16 protein-coding genes are annotated in these 21,217 nt (G+C 67.0%); 3 read left to right on the top strand and 13 right to left on the bottom strand.

Going from position 1 to position 21,217, the window contains the following annotated elements; all coding sequences use genetic code 11:
* Positions 1–18: 18 nt before the first annotated feature.
* The 7 genes from G6039_RS09010 to G6039_RS08980 all read right to left on the bottom strand — a co-directional run bounded on the left by G6039_RS09010 (position 19) and on the right by G6039_RS08980 (position 6,925).
* Positions 19–1,479, bottom strand: coding sequence for an aldehyde dehydrogenase (locus tag G6039_RS09010; protein ID WP_043799811.1), 1,461 nt, complete (start codon positions 1,477–1,479; stop codon positions 19–21).
* Between the two features lie 23 nt (positions 1,480–1,502).
* Positions 1,503–2,696, bottom strand: a complete 1,194-nt coding sequence (locus G6039_RS09005; RefSeq protein ID WP_006936315.1) for a thiolase C-terminal domain-containing protein — start codon at positions 2,694–2,696, stop codon at positions 1,503–1,505.
* Positions 2,693–3,148, bottom strand: a complete 456-nt coding sequence (locus tag G6039_RS09000) for a Zn-ribbon domain-containing OB-fold protein (RefSeq protein WP_006936317.1) — start codon at positions 3,146–3,148, stop codon at positions 2,693–2,695. The genes G6039_RS09005 and G6039_RS09000 overlap by 4 nt, the downstream gene beginning before the upstream one ends.
* Positions 3,145–3,462 carry a hypothetical protein gene (locus tag G6039_RS08995; protein ID WP_006936319.1) on the bottom strand — a complete coding sequence of 106 codons (318 nt, stop codon included), beginning with the start codon at positions 3,460–3,462 and terminating at the stop codon, positions 3,145–3,147. Before G6039_RS08995 ends, G6039_RS09000 begins: the two co-directional genes overlap by 4 nt.
* Before the next feature lie 77 nt (positions 3,463–3,539).
* Positions 3,540–5,027, bottom strand: coding sequence for an acetyl-CoA acetyltransferase (locus tag G6039_RS08990; RefSeq protein WP_043799808.1), 1,488 nt, complete (start codon positions 5,025–5,027; stop codon positions 3,540–3,542).
* Positions 5,024–6,061 carry an LLM class F420-dependent oxidoreductase gene (locus G6039_RS08985; RefSeq protein WP_043799805.1) on the bottom strand — a complete coding sequence of 346 codons (1,038 nt, stop codon included), beginning with the start codon at positions 6,059–6,061 and terminating at the stop codon, positions 5,024–5,026. The genes G6039_RS08990 and G6039_RS08985 overlap by 4 nt, the downstream gene beginning before the upstream one ends.
* Positions 6,062–6,109: 48 nt before the next feature.
* Positions 6,110–6,925: an enoyl-CoA hydratase/isomerase family protein gene (locus G6039_RS08980; RefSeq protein ID WP_029541616.1), complete on the bottom strand. Its 816-nt coding sequence runs from the start codon at positions 6,923–6,925 to the stop codon at positions 6,110–6,112.
* A 96-nt stretch (positions 6,926–7,021) separates the two neighbouring features.
* Between G6039_RS08980 and G6039_RS08975 the strand changes: the two genes are divergently transcribed.
* The 3 genes from G6039_RS08975 (at position 7,022) to G6039_RS08965 (ending at position 11,484) form a co-directional block, all read left to right on the top strand.
* A complete protein-coding gene (locus tag G6039_RS08975) occupies positions 7,022–7,900 on the top strand; it encodes a glucose 1-dehydrogenase (RefSeq protein WP_043799804.1) in 879 nt (292 codons plus the stop codon).
* Positions 7,897–10,038 carry a molybdopterin-containing oxidoreductase family protein gene (locus G6039_RS08970; RefSeq protein ID WP_043799801.1) on the top strand — a complete coding sequence of 714 codons (2,142 nt, stop codon included), beginning with the start codon at positions 7,897–7,899 and terminating at the stop codon, positions 10,036–10,038. Before G6039_RS08975 ends, G6039_RS08970 begins: the two co-directional genes overlap by 4 nt.
* Before the next feature lie 84 nt (positions 10,039–10,122).
* On the top strand, positions 10,123–11,484 hold the full coding sequence (locus G6039_RS08965) for an MFS transporter (RefSeq protein ID WP_029541610.1): 1,362 nt from the start codon (positions 10,123–10,125) through the stop codon (positions 11,482–11,484).
* Between the two features lie 127 nt (positions 11,485–11,611).
* Here G6039_RS08965 and G6039_RS08960 read toward each other — a convergent pair whose 3' ends face one another.
* From G6039_RS08960 to G6039_RS08935, 6 genes are all read right to left on the bottom strand, one after another.
* Positions 11,612–12,352: an SDR family oxidoreductase gene (locus G6039_RS08960; protein WP_043799885.1), complete on the bottom strand. Its 741-nt coding sequence runs from the start codon at positions 12,350–12,352 to the stop codon at positions 11,612–11,614.
* Positions 12,353–12,359: 7 nt separating this feature from the next.
* A complete protein-coding gene (locus tag G6039_RS08955; protein WP_043799883.1) occupies positions 12,360–13,883 on the bottom strand; it encodes a class I adenylate-forming enzyme family protein in 1,524 nt (507 codons plus the stop codon).
* A gap of 88 nt (positions 13,884–13,971) precedes the next feature.
* Positions 13,972–15,606, bottom strand: coding sequence for an FAD-dependent oxidoreductase (locus tag G6039_RS08950; RefSeq protein WP_043799798.1), 1,635 nt, complete (start codon positions 15,604–15,606; stop codon positions 13,972–13,974).
* A complete protein-coding gene (locus tag G6039_RS08945; protein WP_043799795.1) occupies positions 15,603–16,835 on the bottom strand; it encodes a 3-hydroxyacyl-CoA dehydrogenase family protein in 1,233 nt (410 codons plus the stop codon). Before G6039_RS08945 ends, G6039_RS08950 begins: the two co-directional genes overlap by 4 nt.
* Positions 16,832–19,069, bottom strand: coding sequence for a molybdopterin-dependent oxidoreductase (locus G6039_RS08940; RefSeq protein WP_043799793.1), 2,238 nt, complete (start codon positions 19,067–19,069; stop codon positions 16,832–16,834). Before G6039_RS08940 ends, G6039_RS08945 begins: the two co-directional genes overlap by 4 nt.
* On the bottom strand, positions 19,059–21,182 hold the full coding sequence (locus tag G6039_RS08935) for a molybdopterin-containing oxidoreductase family protein (protein ID WP_043799790.1): 2,124 nt from the start codon (positions 21,180–21,182) through the stop codon (positions 19,059–19,061). Before G6039_RS08935 ends, G6039_RS08940 begins: the two co-directional genes overlap by 11 nt.
* Positions 21,183–21,217: the final 35 nt, after the last annotated feature.

Genomic DNA, 21,217 nt, shown 5'->3' with positions numbered 1-21,217 from the left:
CGCGAGACCTGGCTCTGGTCAGCGAGTTCCGAAGTACACCGACTTCGCGGTGAAGTACGGTGCCAGTCCCTCCGGGCCGAGCTCGCGGCCCAGCCCCGACGACTTGACGCCGCCGAACGGCGCGTCCAGATCGAGGGCGTAGTAGTTCACTCCGACTGTGCCGCTGTGAATCCGCGCCGCGAGGTCGAGGCCGTGCTGTTCGTCTGTGGTCCAGACCGTGCCGCCGAGTCCGTACTCCGAGTCGTTGGCGATGGCAACTGCCTCGTTCTCACCGTCGTACGCGGTGATGGTCAGCACCGGACCGAAGATCTCCTCCTGCGCGATGCGCGCGGAGTTGTCGACGTCGGCGAACACGGTCGGCTCGACGAACCACCCCAGCGGTTGGTCGGCAGGGACGCCGCCGCCGGTGGTGATGCGGTAGCCGTCGGCGCGGCCCGAAGCGATGTAGCCGAGGACGCGGTCGCGCTGCGCGGCCGAGACCAGCGGACCCACGTTGGTGGCCTTGTCGAGCGGATCACCGACGGTCAGTGCCCGCACGGTCTCGGTGACCGCGTCCACGACCTCGTCGTACCGCGAGCGCGGGGCGAGGATCCGGGTGCTCGCGTGGCAGGTCTGGCCGTTGTTGACCAGCGACACCTCGAGCAGGTTCTTCGCGAAGACGTCGAGATCGGCGTGCTCGGTGACGATCGCCGCGGACTTGCCGCCGAGCTCGAGCGTGACCGGCCGCAGCAGCCGACCGCAGACCGCCCCGATCGCGCGACCTGCCGCGGTGGACCCGGTGAACGCCACCTTGTCGACGCCCGGGTGCGAAACCAGGTAGGCACCGGCGTCGCGGTCGGCGGGGACGACGTTGACCACACCGTCGGGCAGGCCCGCCTCGAGCGCGGCGTCGGCGAAGGCGAACGCATCGAGTGCGGTCTCGGGGGCGGGCTTGAGCACCACCGTGCATCCCGCCGCGAGCGCGGGAGCGAGCTTCATCGCAGCGAGCGGCTGCGGGTAGTTCCACGGCGTGATTGCCGCGACCACGCCCACGGGCTCGCGGCGCACGACGGTGCGACCGCCGAATGCACTCGGCCGCACGTCCTCGTTGGACGCTTCGCGGATCAGACCTGCGTAGTACGAGAGCATCGCCGCGGGGCCGAAACCGTTCACACCGCCCGACAGCGCGATCGGCATGCCGTTCTCGCGGCTCACCAGCCGGGACGTGTCGCGACCACGTGACTTGAGGGTGGCCGCGAACGTGTCGAGCAGGTCGGCCCGTTCGACGTTGGTCAGCCTGCTCCACGGACCCGTCAGGGCGGTACGCGCGGCCGCGACGGCCGCATCGATGTCGGCGTCGGACGCGAGAGCGGAGGTACCCAGCACCTTCTCGGTGGCCGCCTCGATGACGTCCACGCCGCCACCGGACTTCGGCGCTACCCACCGTCCGCCGATGAACAGCTCGTTCCGGTCCAGACTATTGGTGTCACGGTCGTTCATGTCGTGCCTTTCGGACGTGGCGGTCAGAGGGTGTCTTCGTGGCCGAACAGCACCGAGCTCACCAACGGCGCCATCGGGCCGCCGATGAACAGGGAGGTCTTCGCGCCCTCCACCGGGTTGGTCGAGGTGCCGCGGATCTGCCGGACCGCTTCGACCGCGAGGTTCAGACCGTTGATGAACGAATCGGCGAGGTTGCCGCCGCTGGTGTTGATGGGCAGTTTGCCGTTCGGCGCGGTGAGGTTCTCGACGGTCATGAAGGTGCCGGCAGCCTCCCCCGGCGGACAGAGGCCGTGATCGATCAGTGCCGCGACAGCAGGACCACTGAAGTTCTCGTAGACCTGGACCACGTCGACATCATCCGGTCCGAGACCGGCTGCAGACCAAAGTCTTTCGGCGACACCGGGTTTTCCGTTGTTGGCCGGGCCGAATCCGGCGGTCATGTACTGCTCGCCGAGATCGTTGTCGATCAGTTCCGAGTATCCGCCCGGTGCACCTTGCGCGCCTGCCAGTAGATACGCCGGGTCGGGACGCAAGGTCTTCGCCCGCTCGGCCGAGACGAGCACCAGCGCGACCGCACCGTCGCTTTCACGGGAGCAGTCGAACAGGTGGAACGGCTCTGCGATCAACCGCGAATCCTCGTAGGTCTCCTCGTCGAGTGGGCGTCCGTAACCCTGCGCCGTCGGGTTGCTCTGCGCGTGCTGGTACGACGCGAGGACCAGGGAGCGCATGGCCGACCGCGGCACCCCGCCGTGCTCGAGCATCCGCTGGGTGCGCATCGCGCAGATCTGCGCGGGCGAGCCGATGCCGTGCGCGAGGAAGTGACTGCCGTAGTGGTACTTCGCGTATCCGAGCCGACCCGTATCCGCCTGCGTCATCGCGCGATAGACCACAACACACTCGGCTTGACCGGTGGCGATCGCAGTGGCCGCATTCGTGATGGCCGCTGCGACGCTGCCGCCGCCCCCACCCCACATCATGTTCGACCAACGCAGTTCGTCGATCAGCAGTGCGCCGCCGATGATGGCGCCGTCGTTGGCGCCGCCCGCGTAGGAGACGAAGCCGTCGATCTCGCGGGGGTTGATGCCCGCGTCGGCACACGCCCGGAGGATGACCTCGAGAGTCATGCGCTTCTCGCTGTGCGGGGCTTCGCCGCGCTTGTAATGCTGTTCGGCGACGCCGACGACGGCCGTCGCGCCGCGCATGATGTTGGCGCTCATCGCATTTCTCCCTCTACGATCGAATCGGCCCGGCGCCAGCGCAGCAACGGCCAGGCGGCGCCCTCGGTCCGCTCGAAGACTCCGACGACCCGGTCGCCGATCTCGGGGTTCGCGTCGATGTCGTCGGCGAGAATGCCCAGCACCCGTCGGCCACCGGCGTGCGGCAGTTCGACGAGCACCGTCACGTACGGCAACCGCTCGGCATATTCGTCCATGTACGGGTACCAGCTGCGATTCCAGCTGTAGACGGTGCCGGCCGGCTCGACGGTTTCCCATCCGAGGTCGAAGCTGTGGCAGTGACCGCAAATGGCCTGCGGCCCCCAGATCCACGTGCGGCAATCGCTGCAGCGCTGAAGGCGCAGCTCACCGGCAAGGAGACCGTCCCAGTACGGCTGATCGAGTCCGTCCGGCGCGGGTCCCCACGGTTCGGTCGCGAGTTCTGTTGCGGTCATGCGTTCGTCTCCGTTCCGGCGGGGAAGTTCTCGAGCTTCGCCGCGAGCCAGCGTCCGTCGTGGAGCTCCCAGATGGAGCGCAGCCCGATCGAACGGTCGCCCATGTCGTAGACGGTCTCGCCCACCATCCGGTCGCCCTCGGCGCGCACGTCCTTGATCTCGAAGCCTTTCGTGGCCTCGCGGGGGGTGTCGATTCCGTCGAAGACCTGCGGAATGTTCTCTCGCACCATGTCGGCGAGAGCGGCCTTCATGTTTCCGGCGACAACGTAGCCGACATGCTGTTCGTACAGTGCACGAAAGTCTTCGACAGACATCTGTGAACTCCTCGATTCGTGACACGAGCCTGTCGTGTCCGTCAGTGCAATAACCTTATGTCGTTAGATAAATGCCGTCAACGTCGCGCGAAGTGGAACTGCCCGTCCTCCGTGATCGAAACGTGCTGACCTGCAACATCGCCCTCCGTGAGGCGCGCGAGATCCTCGGCGTCCGTGGTCGCCGCGAGGGTTCGCTCCCCTGCGGCAGTGCGTGCCGCGAGGAAACCACGCTCCGGCGAACCGTCGCGGCCGTACACCACGGTCCACGACTCCGCCGACGCCGTGCCCGCGTAGGACATGAGCGCGGCGGTCGTGGGCTGCCCCGCCACCTCGGCCTGCACGTCCAGCCGCCGGAATCCTCCGGCGGGAGGTTCCGTCCGGTACACGCCCATGGCGTGCTTCGTGAGATAGCCGCTGTTGGCGGTCACCAGACCGTACGAACCCGGGGACTCACGCACCCGTTTCGCCATGGTCGCGATCGAATGGCTCACGTAGTTGTTCCACGGGCCACCCCCGAACGTCAGACCACCGGTCACGGTCAGCGGCCGACCCGGATCATCCAGCGCCAACCCCAGCTCGTTCGCCGCAACCTGTACCGCCGACGGAAAACACGAGTACACATCGACGTGCGCGACATCGTCCAGCCCGATACCCGCGAGCTCGAGAGCCCGCGCCCCCGCAATGCGAATCGCCGGTGACCCGTCGAGGGCACCCCGTTCGGCGATCGCATACGTATCGTGCGATTCGGTGCCGGACTGCGGAAAGACCCAGTTCTCCCGCGGGATACCGAGCCGGGCGGCCGTCTCGACCGAGCACATCAGCAGCACCGCGCCCTGATCGACCATGTTGTTCGAGTTCAGCAGCTTGGTGTAGGGCGTGGAGATCATCCGGTTCTCGGGCGACGGTGTCGCGATCTCCGCCGCGGTGTACTCCCGTTGCACCCACGCATTCGGGTTCGTTGCCGCGATCTTGCTGAACCGCGACCACAGGCCCCCGATGAACTCGCGGTGCTCCTCGAGGGAGCGTCCCGCCGAGACCCGCAGCGCCTGCTCGAACAGCGGATAGACGTACGAGGGCCGGTCCAGACCGATCCGGCGTTCGCTCTCGTCCGCCATCGGCACATCGGTGACCATGATCTCGGCGGCGGGCACCGACTCGTCCTGCACGCTCCACTCGGGTCGCTGCTTCTGCGCCCGCAGCTTCATGCGGGTCCGCCAGGATTCGGCGCCACCGATGAGCACGACGTCGGCGCGGCCAGCGGCGATGTCCTCGGCGGCACCGTTGACCAGCACCTGCGGCGTACTCCCACCGTTTCCGGAGTAACCGGTGTGCCGTACGGTCGCGCCGATGCGCTCGCCGACGAGTGCGCCCGGGTCGCGGTAACGCCAGGACAGGAGCCCGACCACGCGGACGGAGTCGACCAGTTCGAGCAGGCGCGCGGACCCGGCATCGGCAGCGGCCTCGCGCGCCGCGCGGGCCATGAGATCGACGGGCTCCACGCCGCCGCCGCGTTCGTCGACCTGGCCGGTGCCGACCAGGATCGGGGTTCTCGGATCGAGGGTCACGACTGCACTGCCTCCAGAATGCGCGCGCGGTTCTCCGGCTTCGGCCACCCACCGAGGATGAGGGTGGTCAGGCACGTGGACTTCCACTTGGTTTCGATCTCTTCGATGATCTTGTCCGCGGGACCGACCAGGGCGACGTCCTCGACCATCTCGGTGGGCACGGCCTGTGCGGCGAGCTCGGGCCGCCCGCTCAGGTACAGCTCCTGGATCTCGGCGCACACCTCGCCCCACCCCATGCGGGCGAACACGTCGTTGTGGAAGTTGGCACCCTTGGCCCCCATACCGCCGGCGTAGAGCGCGACCGTCGGCTTGAGCCGGGCGGCGGCCTTCTCCACGTCGTCGTTCTCGAGGAGCCAGCACACGTTCGCAACCTCGAAGTCATCGGCGGTGCGGCGCGCTCCCTCACGCGAAAAGCCTTCGGCGAGTGCCGTGCGGTAGAACTCGTCGCTCTTGGGCGAGAACCACAGCGGCGTCCAGCCGTCGGCGATCTCGGCGGCGAGCGCCACGTTCTTCGGGCCCTCGGCGCCCATGTAGACGGGGACGTCGTCACGCAGGGGGTGGACGATCGACTTGAGCGGCTTCCCCAGTCCGGAGCCGCCCTGGAGCGGCAGCTGGTAGTGCCGTCCCGAGTAGGTCACCGGCTCCTCACGCGCCCACACCTGCCGCATGATCTCGATGTACTCGCGGGTGCGTTCGAGAGGTCGCGGGTAGGGCTGCCCGTACCAGCCCTCGACGACCTGCGGCCCGGACGCGCCGATGCCGATGATCACGCGACCACCGCTGAGGTGATCGAGGGTCTGCGCGGCCATCGCCAGCGCCGTCGGTGTGCGCGCCGACATCTGGCACACCGACGTCCCCAGCTTGATCCTCGACGTCTGCGCACCCCACCACGCGAGAGGTGTCAGCGCGTCGGACCCGTAGGTCTCGGCGGTCCAGAAGCTGTCGACCCCGAGCGCTTCGGCCTCGGCGAGCATCCGTTCGACATTGCGCGGCGGGCCCGAACCCCAATACCCTGCGGCGATTCCAACTCTCATGCTGCTTTCACTGCCTCTTCGGTGTGTCGTCGAATCAATCGGTGCCGGTCAGTGATTCTGGAACGCCGGCGGCCGCTTCTCGAGGAACGAGACGACGGCTTCCTTGTGATCGCGCGTCAACGAGCTGAGGATCTGCGTACGGTTCTCGAGGTCGATTGCAGCGCGCATGCTGGGCGCCTCCAGGTTCGACCACATCACTTCCTTGGTCATCCAGACGCCGAACGGGCTGTTCTGCGCGATGGCCCCGGCGGTGTCCAGCGCGACGTCGAGCAGCTTGTCGGCGGGTTCGACGGACGAGACGAGCCCGATCCGTTCGGCTTCGGCGGCGTCGACGGACCTGCCGGTGAGCATGATCTGCGCAGCCCGGGAGAAGCCGATCATGCGGGGCAGGAGCCAGCTCATTCCGATGTCGCAGTTGGACAGGCCGCGGCGAATGAACGCGGCATGGAACACCGCGGATTCGGACACGATGCGTATGTCGGACATGAGGGCGAGCGACATTCCGCCGCCCGCCGCGGCCCCGTTGACGGCCGCGATGATCGGTGGCCGCGCACCGCGGAATGCATCGACGAGACCCGCGATGTGCTTCTGCACCCGCAGTCCGAGTTGCGCGCGACCCTCCCCCTCGGTCGCACCCTGCGGGATTCCGTATCCGCGCAGATCCAGACCTGCGCAGAAGGCACGTCCTTCACCGGTGAGCACAATCGCGCGGGTGGTCGAATCGTCCCGCACCTCGGCGAGCACCTCGTGCAGCGCGTCGATGAGGTCGACGTTCATGGCATTGAGCTCGTCCGGGCGATTGAGGCGAATCAGGAGAATGCCCGGCCGCGGCCGCTCGGTCAGGATCGGTGTCGCATCGGACATATGGCTCTCCCCAGGGACGAAGGATTCGACAGAAGAAGACTAATGTCTTTAGATTAAAGCTCGAGGAACCGGCGAGCACAACCGAAGGAGTCCACCATGACGAACCTCGACGGCAAGGTTGCCGTGGTGACGGGAGCCGCGAGCGGAATCGGCGCAGCCACTGCTCACGTGTTCGTCGAGCGCGGGGCGCGTGTGATCGTCGCGGATATCGACGACGCTCGCGGGGAGACCGTTGCTGCCGCCCTCGGTCCCCGCGGTGCCTACCTGCACACCGATGTACGCACCGAATCCGAGGTCGAGGCCGCCATCGCGCTGGCGGTCGACCGGTTCGGACGGCTCGACTGCATGGTCAACAACGCGGGCCGCGTCGGTGCCTGGACATTCCTCGGGGACACCTCCCTCGAGGAATGGGAAGACGGGTTCGCCGTGCTCGCACGCAGCGTGTTCCTCGGAACCAAGCATGCCGCGCGCGTGATGCGCGACCAGGGCTCCGGCAGCATCGTCAACGTCTCGAGCGTCGCGGGCGTGCGCACCGGATTCGGACCGCATCCCTACAGCGCCGCGAAGGCCGCCGTGCTCCAACTGACCCGGACCGCGGCCGTGGAGCTGGCCGAATTCCGGATCCGCGTCAATGCACTGGTCCCCGGAGGAGTCGCCACCCGCATCGTAGGCCACGGTGCGGGACTCGAGGACGAAGCACTCGACCGCAGCGTCGACGCCGTACGGGGCAGCCTGACGACGTTCCAGCCCATCCCGCGAGCCGGCGAACCCGAGGACCTTGCGCACGCCGCGGCGTTCCTCGCCTCGGACGACTCCGAGTTCGTCACGGGCCAGGCCCTCGGAGTCGACGGGGGACTGACCCTGGGCAAGAAGTGGCCGTCCAACTATCGGGACGAGGCGCAGGCGGCATCGACTCGCGCAGCCGCCGTGGGCGGCATCGACTTGCGCAGCCGCCGTGGGCGGTTGACCAGGTGACGACGCGCCGGGTCCACACGTTCTGCCGCATCTGCGAACCGGGGTGCGGTCTCGTCGCAGACGTCCGGGACGACCAGGTAGTCTCACTGCAGCCGGACAAGGATCACCCGATCCACCAGGGATTCGCCTGCCACAAGGGTGTGCACTTCCTCCAGGTCCACGACGATCCGAACCGCCTCGACCGCCCGCTCAAGCGCACGAATCCTCGCCACGAGGAGGTCGGCGACTTCGTACCGATCGACTGGGACGATGCGGTACGCGAGATCGCCGACAAGCTCGGGGACATCCGCCGGCGGTACGGGCGCAACGCGCTCGCCGTCTACCAAGGCAACCCGTCGGCGTTCAACGGCACCTACTACGCCAACGCGGCGGCACTCGCGCGTGGTTTCGACACCAGGATGCGTTTCAGCGCCGGCACCCAGGATACCTCTGCAAAATACGCTGCAAGCGAGGCGATCTACGGGGCGTCGATGGCGCATCCGATCCCGGATCTGCTGCACACCGACTATTTCCTGTGTCTCGGCAGCAACCCCCTCGTCTCGCACATGACCCTCATGCACATCTCGAACCCGATGGCCAAGATCAAGGCGGTCAAGCAGCGCGGAGGGACCGTCCTGTTCGTCAACCCGCGGCGGATCGAGTCGTCGGGACCGGACACCGGTGACGTGCTGCTGATCAAACCCGATTCCGACTTCTACTTCCTCGCGGCGATCCTGCACGAGATCGTGTTCCGGATCGGGTACGACCGCACCGCGGTGGAGAAGCATGCACGCAACATCGACGGGCTGCTCGATTTCCTCCGGGCGTATCCCGTCGAGCGAGTAACGGCGGCGACCGGCATCGAGGCCGACGTCATCAGGAAGGTCGCCGAGGACTTCTGCACCGCCCCCACCGCCAGCATCTACATGGCGACCGGCGTGAACCAGGGACGCCAGGGCACGCTGGCGTACTGGATGCTCAACATGATCAGTCTCTTCACCGGCAACCTCGGCCGCCGAGGCGGCAACATCTACTCCCGCGGCATGACCGACGTCGTGCAGAATTCGAAGCGCAAGCGCGAGAATCCGTTCTTCCATAACAGCGTGGGCGAGGTCCGCACTGTCAGTGGGGATCTGCCCGCAGCAATGCTGTCGGAGTACATCGAGACTCGGGATGATCCGATCAGAGCGTTGATCGTCATCTCCGGTAACCCGCTGTTGTCGGTAGGCGGAGAAGAGCGCCTGCGCCGCGCCCTGAAAGACCTGGAACTGATCGTGACGATCGACCTGTACCGCACGGTCACCGGCGAGATGGCGGATTACGTTCTCCCCGCCACGGATTGGCTCGAACACGAGGACCTCAACTTCCTGAACACGATGGGCGTCGCGATGGAGCCCTACGTGCAGTACACCCCCGCGGTGGTACCGCCGAGGGGCGACCGGCGCGACGACTGGTGGATCCTGTCACGAATCCAGCAGGAGATGGGCGTGGAGACGCTGCTCGACAGTCCCGATCCCGACCCCCTCGCCAACGCGGATGCCGCCATGCGCGACTCGGGCCTGAGTATCGAGCGGCTGAAGGAAATGCCTTGCCAGACCGCGGTGTTGCCCGAGGCGGACCCGTCGCACGTGTTCACCATCGCAGTGCAGCACGACGACGGCCTGATCGACTGCTGCCCGGCAGTTTTCCGGCGCGCATACCGCACCGCCGAGGACATTCTCGAGGAGTTGTCCACCGAGAGTGCCGACCAGCTCAAGCTCATCACACGCCGCACCCTGTACATGGCGAACAGCTGGCTGCACAACCTTCCGGTACTGAAACAAGGAGTGCACCAGAATAATCCCCTGTGGATGAACCCGGCCGACGCGGAGCGGCGCGGACTGGTCGCCGGTGACGACGTCACCGTCCACAACCGTTACGGGTCGGTCGACGCGGTACTGGCATACGACGAGGCCCTCAAGCCGGGCGTAGTCGCGATGACACACGGATGGGGTCAGAGCTCCGCTCGCAGCCTCGAGGTGGCGCGGCGCCAGCCCGGTGCGAACGTGAACAGACTCTCCCCCATCGGGAAAGACGGATACGACGTCCTCAGCAATCAGTCGCACCTCACCGGCATCAACGTCGATGTCACACGGCGCGGGCACAACGGACCCCGATAGACAAATCTAATGCCTATAGCTTAATGTGGTTTCCGTCACTGCATCATTCGGGCAGATCGCCCATCACTCACATCGAGGTTTCGCATGACCGAACGTACGACCGCGGCTGCAGGCCCTCCCCCGAACACGACCTCCGGGCCCTCCCGCGCGGACTCACGACGCGCAAGCCGTGCCGCCTTCGTAGGAACCCTGCTCGAGTACTACGACTTCAGCCTCTACGCCTCGGCGGCGTCGATTGTCTTCGCCAGCGTGTTCTTCACCGGCTCGAGCCCGTTCCTGGGAACACTACAGGCGGTCGCCACGTTCGCGGTCGGCTTCCTCGTCCGCCCGGTAGGTGGCGTGATTCTCGGCAGCCTCGGTGACCGCATCGGACGCAAGAAGATCCTGGTCTTCACGATGCTGCTGATGGGAGGGGCAACCCTCCTCGTCGGGCTTCTGCCCAGTTACGCGCAGATCGGATGGGCTGCACCGGCTCTGCTGGTCTTCCTGCGCATTCTCCAGGGTATCGGGGCCAGCGGTGAGTACGGCGGTGCCGCCCTCGTCGCCGTCGAGTTCGCACCCGAGAAGAAGCGTGGGTTGCTCGGCTCCCTCCCCGGCATGGGCGCGGCACTCGGTGGCGTGCTCGGAACCTTGTCGCTCCTCCTGGTGTCCGCCCTGATGTCCCAAGAGGCCTTCCTCGCGTGGGGCTGGCGCATTCCGTTCCTGCTCAGCGTCGTGATCCTCGCCTACGGCCTGTGGCTCCGTCGCGCCCTGCCCGAGACGCCCGCGTTCCGCGAGATCAAGGAATCCGACGCCCTGTCGAAGAGTCCCATTCTCGATGTGATCCGACAGCAGCCGCGCGCCCTTCTGACCGTCCTTGTGATGACCATCGGACAGACCGGTATCGGCTACTTCTACATCGTGTTCATGGGCACCTTCGGCACCAACCAGCTCGGTTTCGGTAGAACCGAAGTACTGGTCGGCCTGATCGCTGCGCAACTCACGAATACCGTTCTGATCCCGCTCTTCGGAGCACTCTCGGATCGTGTCGGACGACAGCCTGTGATCATGTTCGGCTTCCTCTACAGCGCCGTATTCGCGTGGGTGGGCATTTCACTCCTGTCGGGGGCAGCAACTCCTCCGTTGCTGTACTGGGTGGTCATGGCACTGGGCAACGGGGTCGGAGTCGCCGCCATCTTCGGTCCGATGGGCGCGTACGTCATCGAGTTGTTCCACACGCAGCACGCCTACAGTGGCCTCGGTCTCGGTCGTGAGGCCGGCAACGCGCTCGGCGCGGCAATCGTCCCGGTCATCGCAGTCGCCTTGGCGTTCGACGACACGACGGTGTGGCTCAGCCTCCTGGTCTGCGTCGTCTCGCTGCTCGGTTTCGCAGCAACCGTCCTGTCCCGTACCCGGTCGTCGTCCGTCCTGAAGCAGGACGACGACCGAGCCCCGGTGTCGGTGTAACACCTACCCAACACCGTGCGCGTTTCTGGTAGCGAGAGCTACCAGAAACGCGCACGGTGCAGGGGGCACGCAACAACGATGCGACCCGTGCCGATCGAATCGGCACGGGTCGCATCGTGGTCGGATCTCAGACGCCGACCGGGCCACCCCGCCACACACCGATCTCCTCACCGGAGACGTCGGCGGCGTTGTCGCTCACCAGGAACGACACCGTCGAGGCGATCGACTCGGGCGGAATCGACGGCCAGTGCCTGGTCAGGGCCTCCACGCCGGCTTCGCCTCCCGACGACACGATGTCCGTGGCGACGAAGCCGGGCATCACAGAGTTGACCGTGATGCCGCGACGGGCCACCTCCACCGCCATCGTCTTGGTCATGGCTACGAGACCGGCCTTGGCTGCGGAATAGGCACTCATGCCGGGCGACGGCCGGCGCCCGCCCGACGGGCTGTTCACGAACACCACACGGCCCCAACCTGCGTCGTACATTGCGGGCAATGCGAAGTGTGTACAGTAGAACGCGCCGTTGAGATTGACCGCAATGACTTCGTCGAACTCGTCGGGGGACTGCTTACGGGCCGCACCGGCCTTGTTCATGCCCGCATTGTTGACGAGCACGGTGGGAGCACCCAGTCGGGCCGTCGTGTCGGCGATGAGCCGTTCCGCGTCGGCGGCTTTCGAGATGTCGGCCCGGATTGCCACGGCCTGTCCGCCGTCCGCGACGATCTTCGCGACTACGTCCTCGGCATCGCGCGCACTACGCGAATAGTTGACCGCGACGGCGAATCCATCGGCGGCGAGCCGCTGCGAGATGGCCGCGCCGATGCCGCGCCCCCCGCCGGTAACGACAGCAACTTTCTGCAGGTTCACCACTGGATTACCGGACCTTCTCGTAGTTGTCGGGCACATCCGCGAAGGCGTCGCGCAACTGGCGCTTCGCGATCTTCCCGCTGGGCATCCGGGGCAGCGGCTCGTCCATGAAGACGACGTAGCGCGGCACCTTGTAGTCGGCGAGACGCTCGTTGCAGAAGGCGACGACCTCGGATTCCTTCATCTGCGCGCTCGTCCTGACCAGCGCTGCCGGCGTCTCGCCGAACTTGGCGTCGGGGACGCTGATCACCGCGACCTCCTCGACCCCTGGGATCTGATTGATGACGGTCTCGATCTCGGCGGGCGAGATGTTCAGGCCACCGGAGATGATCATGTCCTTGAGGCGGTCGACGTACGTGAGGTAGCCGTTCTCGTCGAGCTTGCCGAGGTCGCCGGTCTGGAGCCAGCCGTCGATCAGAGTCGCACGGGTGGCCTCCTCGTTGCGCCAGTATCCCGGCATCATGCCCGGTCCGCGCAGCAGGATCTGACCGGTTTCGTTGGGCGGGAGGTCGTTTCCTTCGGGGTCGACCACCCGGATCTTCGTGAAGATGCCGCCCCACCCGCACTTGTCGGGGTGTTCCGCGGCTTCGTCCCGCGGCATTGCGGTGGCCGATCCGCCGATCTCGGTCTGACCGTAGATCTGCCTCAGGGACACCCCTTGGGCCTGCCACTTGTGCAGCAGGTCGACAGGCACGCGGGCACCGCCGACGTGTGCGGTGATCATGTGGCTCAGATCCGTGTCGGCAAATCCGGGCACCTTCGCGATCTGTTCGAAGAGAATCGGGGGCCCGGTCAGGGTGTTGGCCTTGTCCTCGGAGAGGACGCGCAGCGCCGACGACGGGTCGAATCCCGGCTGCAGGAACAAGGTTCCGCCGTGCAGCACGACACGCGAGATGCCCCAGACGATGCCGGCGGCGGTGAACAGCGGCAGCACCAGTACCGGGCGCAGACCGTTCGGCTGAATCGGTTCCATCAGCGACCACTCGTGCATCTCACCGGCAATCGTGGCGTGCGTGAAGATCACACCCTTCGGCTTCCCGGTGGTGCCGCTGGTGAACACGATGGCAGTGGGAGTGTCGAGATCGACGACCGGCGAGCGGTACTTCGCGTGTTCGCGGCCGCGCAGCGGGCGCACATCCTTCTCGAACACGGCGACCGAGAAGGTGTTGCGTGCCTGCTGGACCTCTTCGAGTCGCGGCAGCAGTGCCTCTTCGCAGTAGACCACGGAGGGTTCACAGTCGTCGACGAGGGTGGTGAGCTCGCCGGTGAGCATGCGCTGGTTGAAACCCACGGCGATGGCGCCGACCTTCATGGCGCCGAGCGAGGCCACGGCCCATTCCAGGCTGTTGGCACCGAGGAAGCCCACTCGATCACCCGGCGCGACGCCACGGGAGGCGAGGTCGTGCGCAACACCGTCTGCCCAGCTCGACAGCTCTGCGTAGCTGACGACATCGCCGTCGAAATCGATCGCGGGCAGATCCGGCTTCGACCGAGACCAGTAGGTCAAAGCGTCTACAACGGTGCCGCTCATGTAGCCCTCCATGAATGTGTGTCGTCGATGCGGGCCCACCTCGGTGAGGCGCAGATCACACCCGCCTGTTAAATCTAAAGGTTGTTGTTTATTGAGGCAAGTACGAATGGGCGTCCGCACCATGGGCGACGGCGCGCATCGCATCGACCTCGACCAGTTTCCGACGGGCGCGGCCTTGACGACGCCCCTCGGTACGTTCGTACCGGTCGATGCGCCGCCAGCCGTCGAAGCCGAACGCGTCCGGACAGCGCGTCTCGACGATCGCCGCCAGATCGTCGCCCGTGCGGCTCGGCCGCGACAGGAGGGCGCGTTCGTGGTCAGCAACGATCGCTTCGACGGTCTCGGCTGCGCAATATCGATTGGTCCCGATCACGCCGGTCGGCCCCCGCTTGATCCAGCCTGCTACGTAGACACCGGATATCGGACGGTTGCCGGCCGGATCGACGACGCGACCTGCGACGTTGGGTATCGTTCCGCGGACCGCGTCGAACGGCAGACCCGACACCGGACGGCCGCGATACCCCACAGACCGCAACACCAGAGACGCGTCGAGGTCCTCGCCGGGCCCCGCCTGGCCGTACGGTGCGATCCGCAGACCCTCGACGCGAGTGCCGCCGAGAATCTCGACCGGCGCGGCCTGGAAGCGTAGCGTGATCCTCCGCCTGCCCGGTTGCGGACGCCGGTGCGCGTACTCGGCGATCGTCTGCAGCTTGATCGAGGCGCCCTCCGGCGCGTCGTAACCGCCGTGGACGGTCACGTCCAGCTCGGGCAACGAGCCCAGCGCCAGCAGTTCCGGTGTCGTGAACGCCCCGTGCTCGGGGCCGCGGCGCCCGAGCACCACCACCTCCTCGATCGCGCTGCGGCGCAGTACATCCAGAGCATGCTCCGCGATGTCGCCGGGCACGAGCCGCTCGGGATCGCGTGCCAGGACCCGCGCTACATCCAACGCGACATTGCCGTTGCCGATCACCACGGCGCGACGCCCCGACAGATCGAACGTACGGTCGGCGTAGTCCGGATGCCCGTTGTACCAGGCCACGAATTCACGTGCGGCAAAGCTGCCCGGCAGGTCTTCGCCCGGGATACCGAGCTTCCGGTCGTCGGAAGCGCCGCCTGCGTGGATCACCGCATGGTGGTGGTCGAGCAGTTCGTCGACGCTGAGGTCACGTCCGACCTCCACACCGAGAAATGCGCGGAAGCCGTTGCGGCCGGCGGTACGGGCGAAGACCCGCTCGACGGCCTTCGTCGTCTGATGATCCGGTGCCACACCGAAGCGGACGAGCCCACCGACGACGGGGAGCCGCTCGAACATGGAGACCTCCACGTCGATGTCACGCCGTTTCAGCAATTCCTCGGCAGCGTAGAAGGCGGACGGACCGGAACCCACGATCGCCACCCGCAGCGGACCGGGCCGCTCGGCGACGACGACGGGCTCCTTCGGCACCTCCGTCGGGCCGGACACGGTCGGGTTCCCCAGGAAGTATGCGGCATTGAGATCCTTGTAGATCTCGGTCTCGGCTGTGAGATCGCTGTCGGGCGCGATCGCCTCCACCGGACACACGTCGGCGCACGCCCCGCAATCGATGCAGGTGTCCGGATCGATGTAGAGCATCTCGGTGCGCGCGTACTGCGCTTCGTCGGGAGTCGGGTGAATGCAGTTCACCGGACACACCGCGACACACGTCGCGTCGTTGCAGCAGGCTTGGGTGACTACGTATGTCATGGATACTCCGGTTGATCGTGTGCTTCCGAACTCTGTTCCGGCGGGAGGAAGCGGTGGCCGTAGCGGTCGGCAAGTTCGCGGGCGCGAGCCGTGAATCCCTCCGCACCACCGGTATAGGACCGCCTGAACGACACGACCCCACCGGTGTGCGCGGGGAATCCGATGCCGAGAACGGATCCGGTGTCTGCGTCGGCCTCGGAACCGATCACACCTTCGTCGAGACAACGCAGCGCTTCGATCACCTCGACGAAGAGCAACCGGTCGCGCATGTCGTCGACCGGGATATTCCGGGTCGTCCCGAACACGTCGCGAAGGCCGGGCCACAACCCGATTCGCGTGCCGTCGGTGTCGTACTCGTAGAATCCGCGTCCCACCGATCGACCGACTCGACCGTGCTCGTCGATCATCCGGTCGCGGACACGGTCCGCACCAGTCGCCCGCCACGCGCCGCCGGCGGTCCCGACAGCGGCTCGGTTCTCTCGCTGCACCGCGCGGTTGAGGGTCAACGTGATCTCGTCGAGCAATTGCAATGGCGGCACCGGGTATCCCGCTTCGAGCGCCGCACGCTCGACGAGGACCGGATCGATTCCTTCCCCGACCGCGACCATCGCCTCGTCCAGATAGGGCTGCATCACCCGGCTGGTGAAGAACCCCCGGCTGTCGCGCACCACGATGGGCGTCTTCCCGAGCTTCCGTGAGTACGTCAAGGATGCCGCGAGAGTGGTCTCCGACGTGCGCGTACCGGTGATCGTCTCCACCAACGCCATCCGGTCGACGGGCGAGAAGAAGTGCATCCCGACGAAGTTCTCCGGACGTGCCAGCGTGGATGCGAGCGTTGTGATCGGCAGGGTCGACGTCGTCGACGCGAGGAAGGTGCCCGGGTCGGTGACGGCCTCGACCGACTGCAGGACCTGTTGTTTGGCGGCGACGTTCTCCGCCACGGCCTCGACCACCAACGAGGCCGGCGCGAGGTCCGAAACCCGTTCGGTAGGCGTGATGCGGGCGAGCAACGCCTGTGAGACCGCCGTATCCGTCGTCCCGGCCTGCAGTGCACGCATTTCGCGCCGGTCGGCGTACGCCCTTCCGCGGCGCGCACCCTCGAGGGTCCGCGCAACGAGCACGACGTCGGCGCCGGCCCGTGCGCACGTGTACGCGAGGGCCGATCCCATCATCCCGGCGCCGACGACACCGATCGTGGTGCCGGTCAGAGCACCCGACTCCCCGGTCATGACTGCGGCCTTTCCACGCGGGTGACGTCGACGGGGAAACCGTTGAAGATCGGGGCGCCTGTCAGCGGCTCGACCACGGTGTCGTCGACCAGGGCATTGACGTTCGCACCGGGTGCAGCGGCCGAGCGAGTGGTGCGGAGACCACGGCCGTCGTGACCCCACCCGTGCGGCAGGCTCACCACGCCCTGACGCATCGCGTCGGTGATGCGCAGTTCGGCGACGACAGCGCTGGTCTTCGATGCGATACGCACCGTGTCGCCGTCCACGAGGTTGCGTGCGGCAGCGTCGAACGGATTCATGAACAGCGCACACTGACCTGTGTCGGGCTGTGGCAGCGCATTGTGCAGCCAGGAGTTCATACCGCGACGCTGTCGCCGGTTGACGAGGACCAGCTCCGGCACGGGTTGTGCCAGCGTGTCACGCAGGCGCGGCAGGTCGGCGATCAACGCATCGGGGACGAGGTTGATCCGTCCATTCGGGGTCCGCAGCACCTCGGGGATTCGCGGTTGCAACGGCCCGTAGTCGATGCCGTTGGGATTGCGTTCGAGCAGTTCGAGGGTCAGTCCGCCGGGAACGGCACCGAACCGGTCGCCGTACGGGCCGCTGCGCAACCGCAGGTCCAGCAGCCGCTGCGGGCCGGTGCGGCCCGCGGTCGCCCGTACGACGTCGTCGAGTTCGCAGCCCGCGAGCTTCGCTGCGCGACGGATCGCTGTGGTGGCGACCTCGTCGTCGAGCTCGGTGACCGGCCGCTCCGGTTCGCCACGGACGATTGCCGCGAGGCGCAGCAAAATCTGCCACTCGGGGACCTGGCCCGGACTCGGCTCGAGCAACGGGGCCGTGTACCGGGCCACATTGCGCACCTGGAAGTGGGTGAGCGCGAGGTCGTGGTGGCCCCGCGTCGTCAGCGGTGGAGGTGGCAGGATGACATCGGCATAGCGGGTCGTCTCGTTGAGGTACCCGTCGATGCACACCATGAATTCGAGATCGGCCAGGGCGGCCTCGACAGCGTGGCTGTTCGGAAACGACCGTGCCAGGTTGCCGGAGATCGTGATCAGGCTCCGCACCTGTCCCGGGCCCGGGGTCAGGACTTCCTCGGCGAAACAGACCGCGGGGATCTCTCCCATCGCCTCCGGCATGTTCCGGACCCGCGACCGCCATCGGTCGAACACGAGCGGAGCCTTCGGGTTGGCGGGCCAGGTGGTCGGACCGCCTGCCGGTGGCACGGGGAACATCGCGCCCCCCGGCCGATCGAGGTTGCCGGTCACGATGTTGAGGATCTCGACCATCCAGTTGGCGACCGAACCGAACTCCTGTGTGCACGAACCCATCCGGGAATGGGCAACGGCCGAGTCGGCAGCGGCGAAATCCCGTGCGATCCGGCGGATCACGTCGGCGTCGATACCGCAGATCTCCGCGACCGCGTCCGGGGTGAACTGTTCTGTGAGCCGAAGGACGTCGTCCAATCCGTCGACGTACCCGGTCAGGCGCCCGGGCGCAGCAAGCCCCTCGGTCGCGATCACCGAGACGAGTGCGAGCAGGAGAAACGCATCGGTACCGGGCCGGATGGCGAGATGGAGGTCGGCGACCTCCGCCGTCCGGGTGCGCGCCGGGTCGACCACCACCAGGGTGCCACCGCGCTCTCGCAGCGCTTCCAAACGCCTCCCGATTCCCGGCGCGGTGACGGTGCTGCCGTTCGACACGAGCGGATTCGACCCCAGGATCAGCAGATACGACGTGCGGTCGATATCGGGGACCGCCATTCCGAGCCCGGTTCCGTAGAGCAATGCGTTCGCGTAGTTCTTCGGAAGAGTGTCGATGCTGGCGGGCGAGTAGACATTGCGGGTGCCGATCGCCGAGATCAGCGGCAACGTGTAGAACGACGGGTCCAGGTGGTGCGCGGCCGGGTTGCCCGAGTAGACAGCGCAACTGTTGGGGTCCGCCGCGATGATCGGAGGCAGTCGCCGACCGATCTCGGCAAACGCCTCGTCCCACGTTGCCTCACGGAAATCGTCCCCGTCGCGGATCAACGGAGTGCGGATGACGTCGGGGTCGTTCTCCAGTTGCCCGAGGCCCAGCCCCTTCGCGCAACTGTGCCCTGCGGTGAACACGTCGTCGGGGTTCGGCCTCACCGACGTCACCGTGCGTCCGCCGAGTTCGAAGAGCAGACCGCACGTCGCTTCGCACAGCGGACAGATGCGTGCGCCGACCGTCGTGGCGGAAGTGTCAGTGAGCACCGGCGGGGACCTCCGATTCGACGGCCACCGGCACCGCAGTCATCACCGGCATCGCGTTGATGTTCTGGACTCGGTCATAGCCGGTCAGGTCGTTGACATTGCTGCCGACTCCGCGGGGGTCCGCGTCGGCGTCGGACGCACCCCAGCAGTGGGTCATCGAGACCGTGCCCTGTCGGACGGTGGGGTCGGTGTGTGCGACAGCCCGGATGCGGCCGTGGGCCGAGCGGATGCGCACGATGTCGCCGTGTTCGATGCCGAGCTGCCGCAGGTCCTGCGGATTCACGTGTGCGGGGTTGTAGCCGAAGCGTGCGAGCCCGCTGACATCCCGGCCCACCGAATTCATCAGCTCCCGCATGCGGCGCACCGTCAGCCGCATGGTGAGCCCGCGTTGTGGCGTCGACTCACCCAGTGCAGCAGCGATTTCTGCGCTCACATCGTCCGGGCACAGGGCGAGGCGATGTTCGGACGCTCCTTCTGCGGGCGGACCGACCACCTTCTCCTCCGGAGGCGCGAGCGTGCCGCGTCGTGCCGACATCACTTCGTCCATGGAAACGCGCCCGCGTTCTGCGAACATCGCGAGCATTTCGTCCGAGGTGGGCGGCACGTCCGGATCGAGCACCCGCCCGGCGAACTTCACCGTGTGCCCGGCCGCAGAGGCAAGGCGGAAGAAGAACTCCCAGTCCTCGATCACGCCTGCGGGCGGAGCCACGAGTCGTGGTGTGTATTGCGCGAAGGGCCGGGCGAAGAAGAACTCCATCAGCAAGGTGTGGTCGGGTCGCTCGTACGCCATCGTCGGCGCGATCACATAGTCGGCCAGCCGGGCGGTGTCGGACATTCGCGTGTCGACGCACACCAAGAGCTCCAGCTCGCTCAGTGCACGTTCGACCTTCTCCCGATCCGGCAGGGCCCGCGCCGGGTTCCCGCCCGAGACCACCAGTGCCCGCACCCGGTCGGCGCCCGGCTCGAGGATCTCGTCGGCAAGAATGCCCGACGGCAGCTCGCCGTTCATCGTGCCGATCCCGCCGATGCGGCTGCGGAACCCGGATTCCCAGGTCCGGTACGGCGGACGAACCTCCGCCTTCAACGGGGTCGTCCGTGCGAGAACGTTCCGGTTGGGTGTCACCTCGCCTTCGCGGAGGTACCGACCGCAGACGACGTTCAGGCACGCGGCCAGGTGTTCGGCGACATTGGAATGCGGGCCCATGCACACCCCGGTGCCCGTTGTCGCCATGCCCCGCCGCCCCGCCGCGAACATCCGGGCCGCGCGGATGACATCGGCGGCCGGCACGCCCGTCACCGCTTCGGTGTGCGCCGGTGTCGCCGGTGCGACCGCCGCGCCGAGCTCCTCGAGGCCGTCTGCGAAGCGCTCGCAGAACCCGTGATCGTGACAACCCTCGGACAGGATCACGTGCAGCAGTCCTGCGAACAGTGCGGCATCGGTGCCGGGGCGGAGCTGCAGGTGCAGGTCCGCACGAACCGCAGTTTCGGTGCGCCGAGGATCGACGACGATGAGCTTCAGCCCTCGCTCGCGCGCCCTGCGGATCGTCACGGACGGGTTCTGAGTGATCGCGCCGTCCCCGTCACCGCCGTTGAGCGACACCATCGGGTTCGTGCCGGCCAGCAGCCACACGTCCGCGGTGTCGAAGCGCTGGCGCCCGCCGAGATACTCCCCCATCCGCGACTGCACGATCCACTTGGCGGACTGATCGATCGTCATGGTCGAGAACAGTTTCCGGGATCCGGTGGTGCGGAACCACGCCCGCGCCATCGGGCCGGTCAGCGCCGCGAAGTTCTGCTGGGTTCCCATGAACAATGCCAGTGCGTCCGGACCGCGCTCCCCCGTGATCGCTTCGAGGCGCTCGGCAATCTCCGCGATCGCGACCTCCACCGGGATGGGCTCGAAGTTGCCGCCGGGGGTGCGGCGCATCGAGGTGGTGAGCCGATCCGGCCCCTGATGGAAGTCGCCACCACGACGTCCTTTCGGACACGAGTAGCCGCCCGACAACGGGTGCAGTCCGTCGCCGACGATGCCGAGGATCCGATCGCCGTCGACCTCCACCCGCACCCCGCACGAGGCGGGGCACAGGCGACAATAGGACAACTTCACCGGCACTGTCCGCTCCGTCCGCTGTTCGGCAGAGGCGATGG

This window comes from Rhodococcus aetherivorans, assembly GCF_011058165.1.
GTDB classification, from domain to species: domain Bacteria; phylum Actinomycetota; class Actinomycetes; order Mycobacteriales; family Mycobacteriaceae; genus Rhodococcus; species Rhodococcus aetherivorans.
The sequence above is the reverse complement of the archived record's forward strand: the minus strand, read 5'-3'. Positions and strand labels throughout refer to the sequence as shown.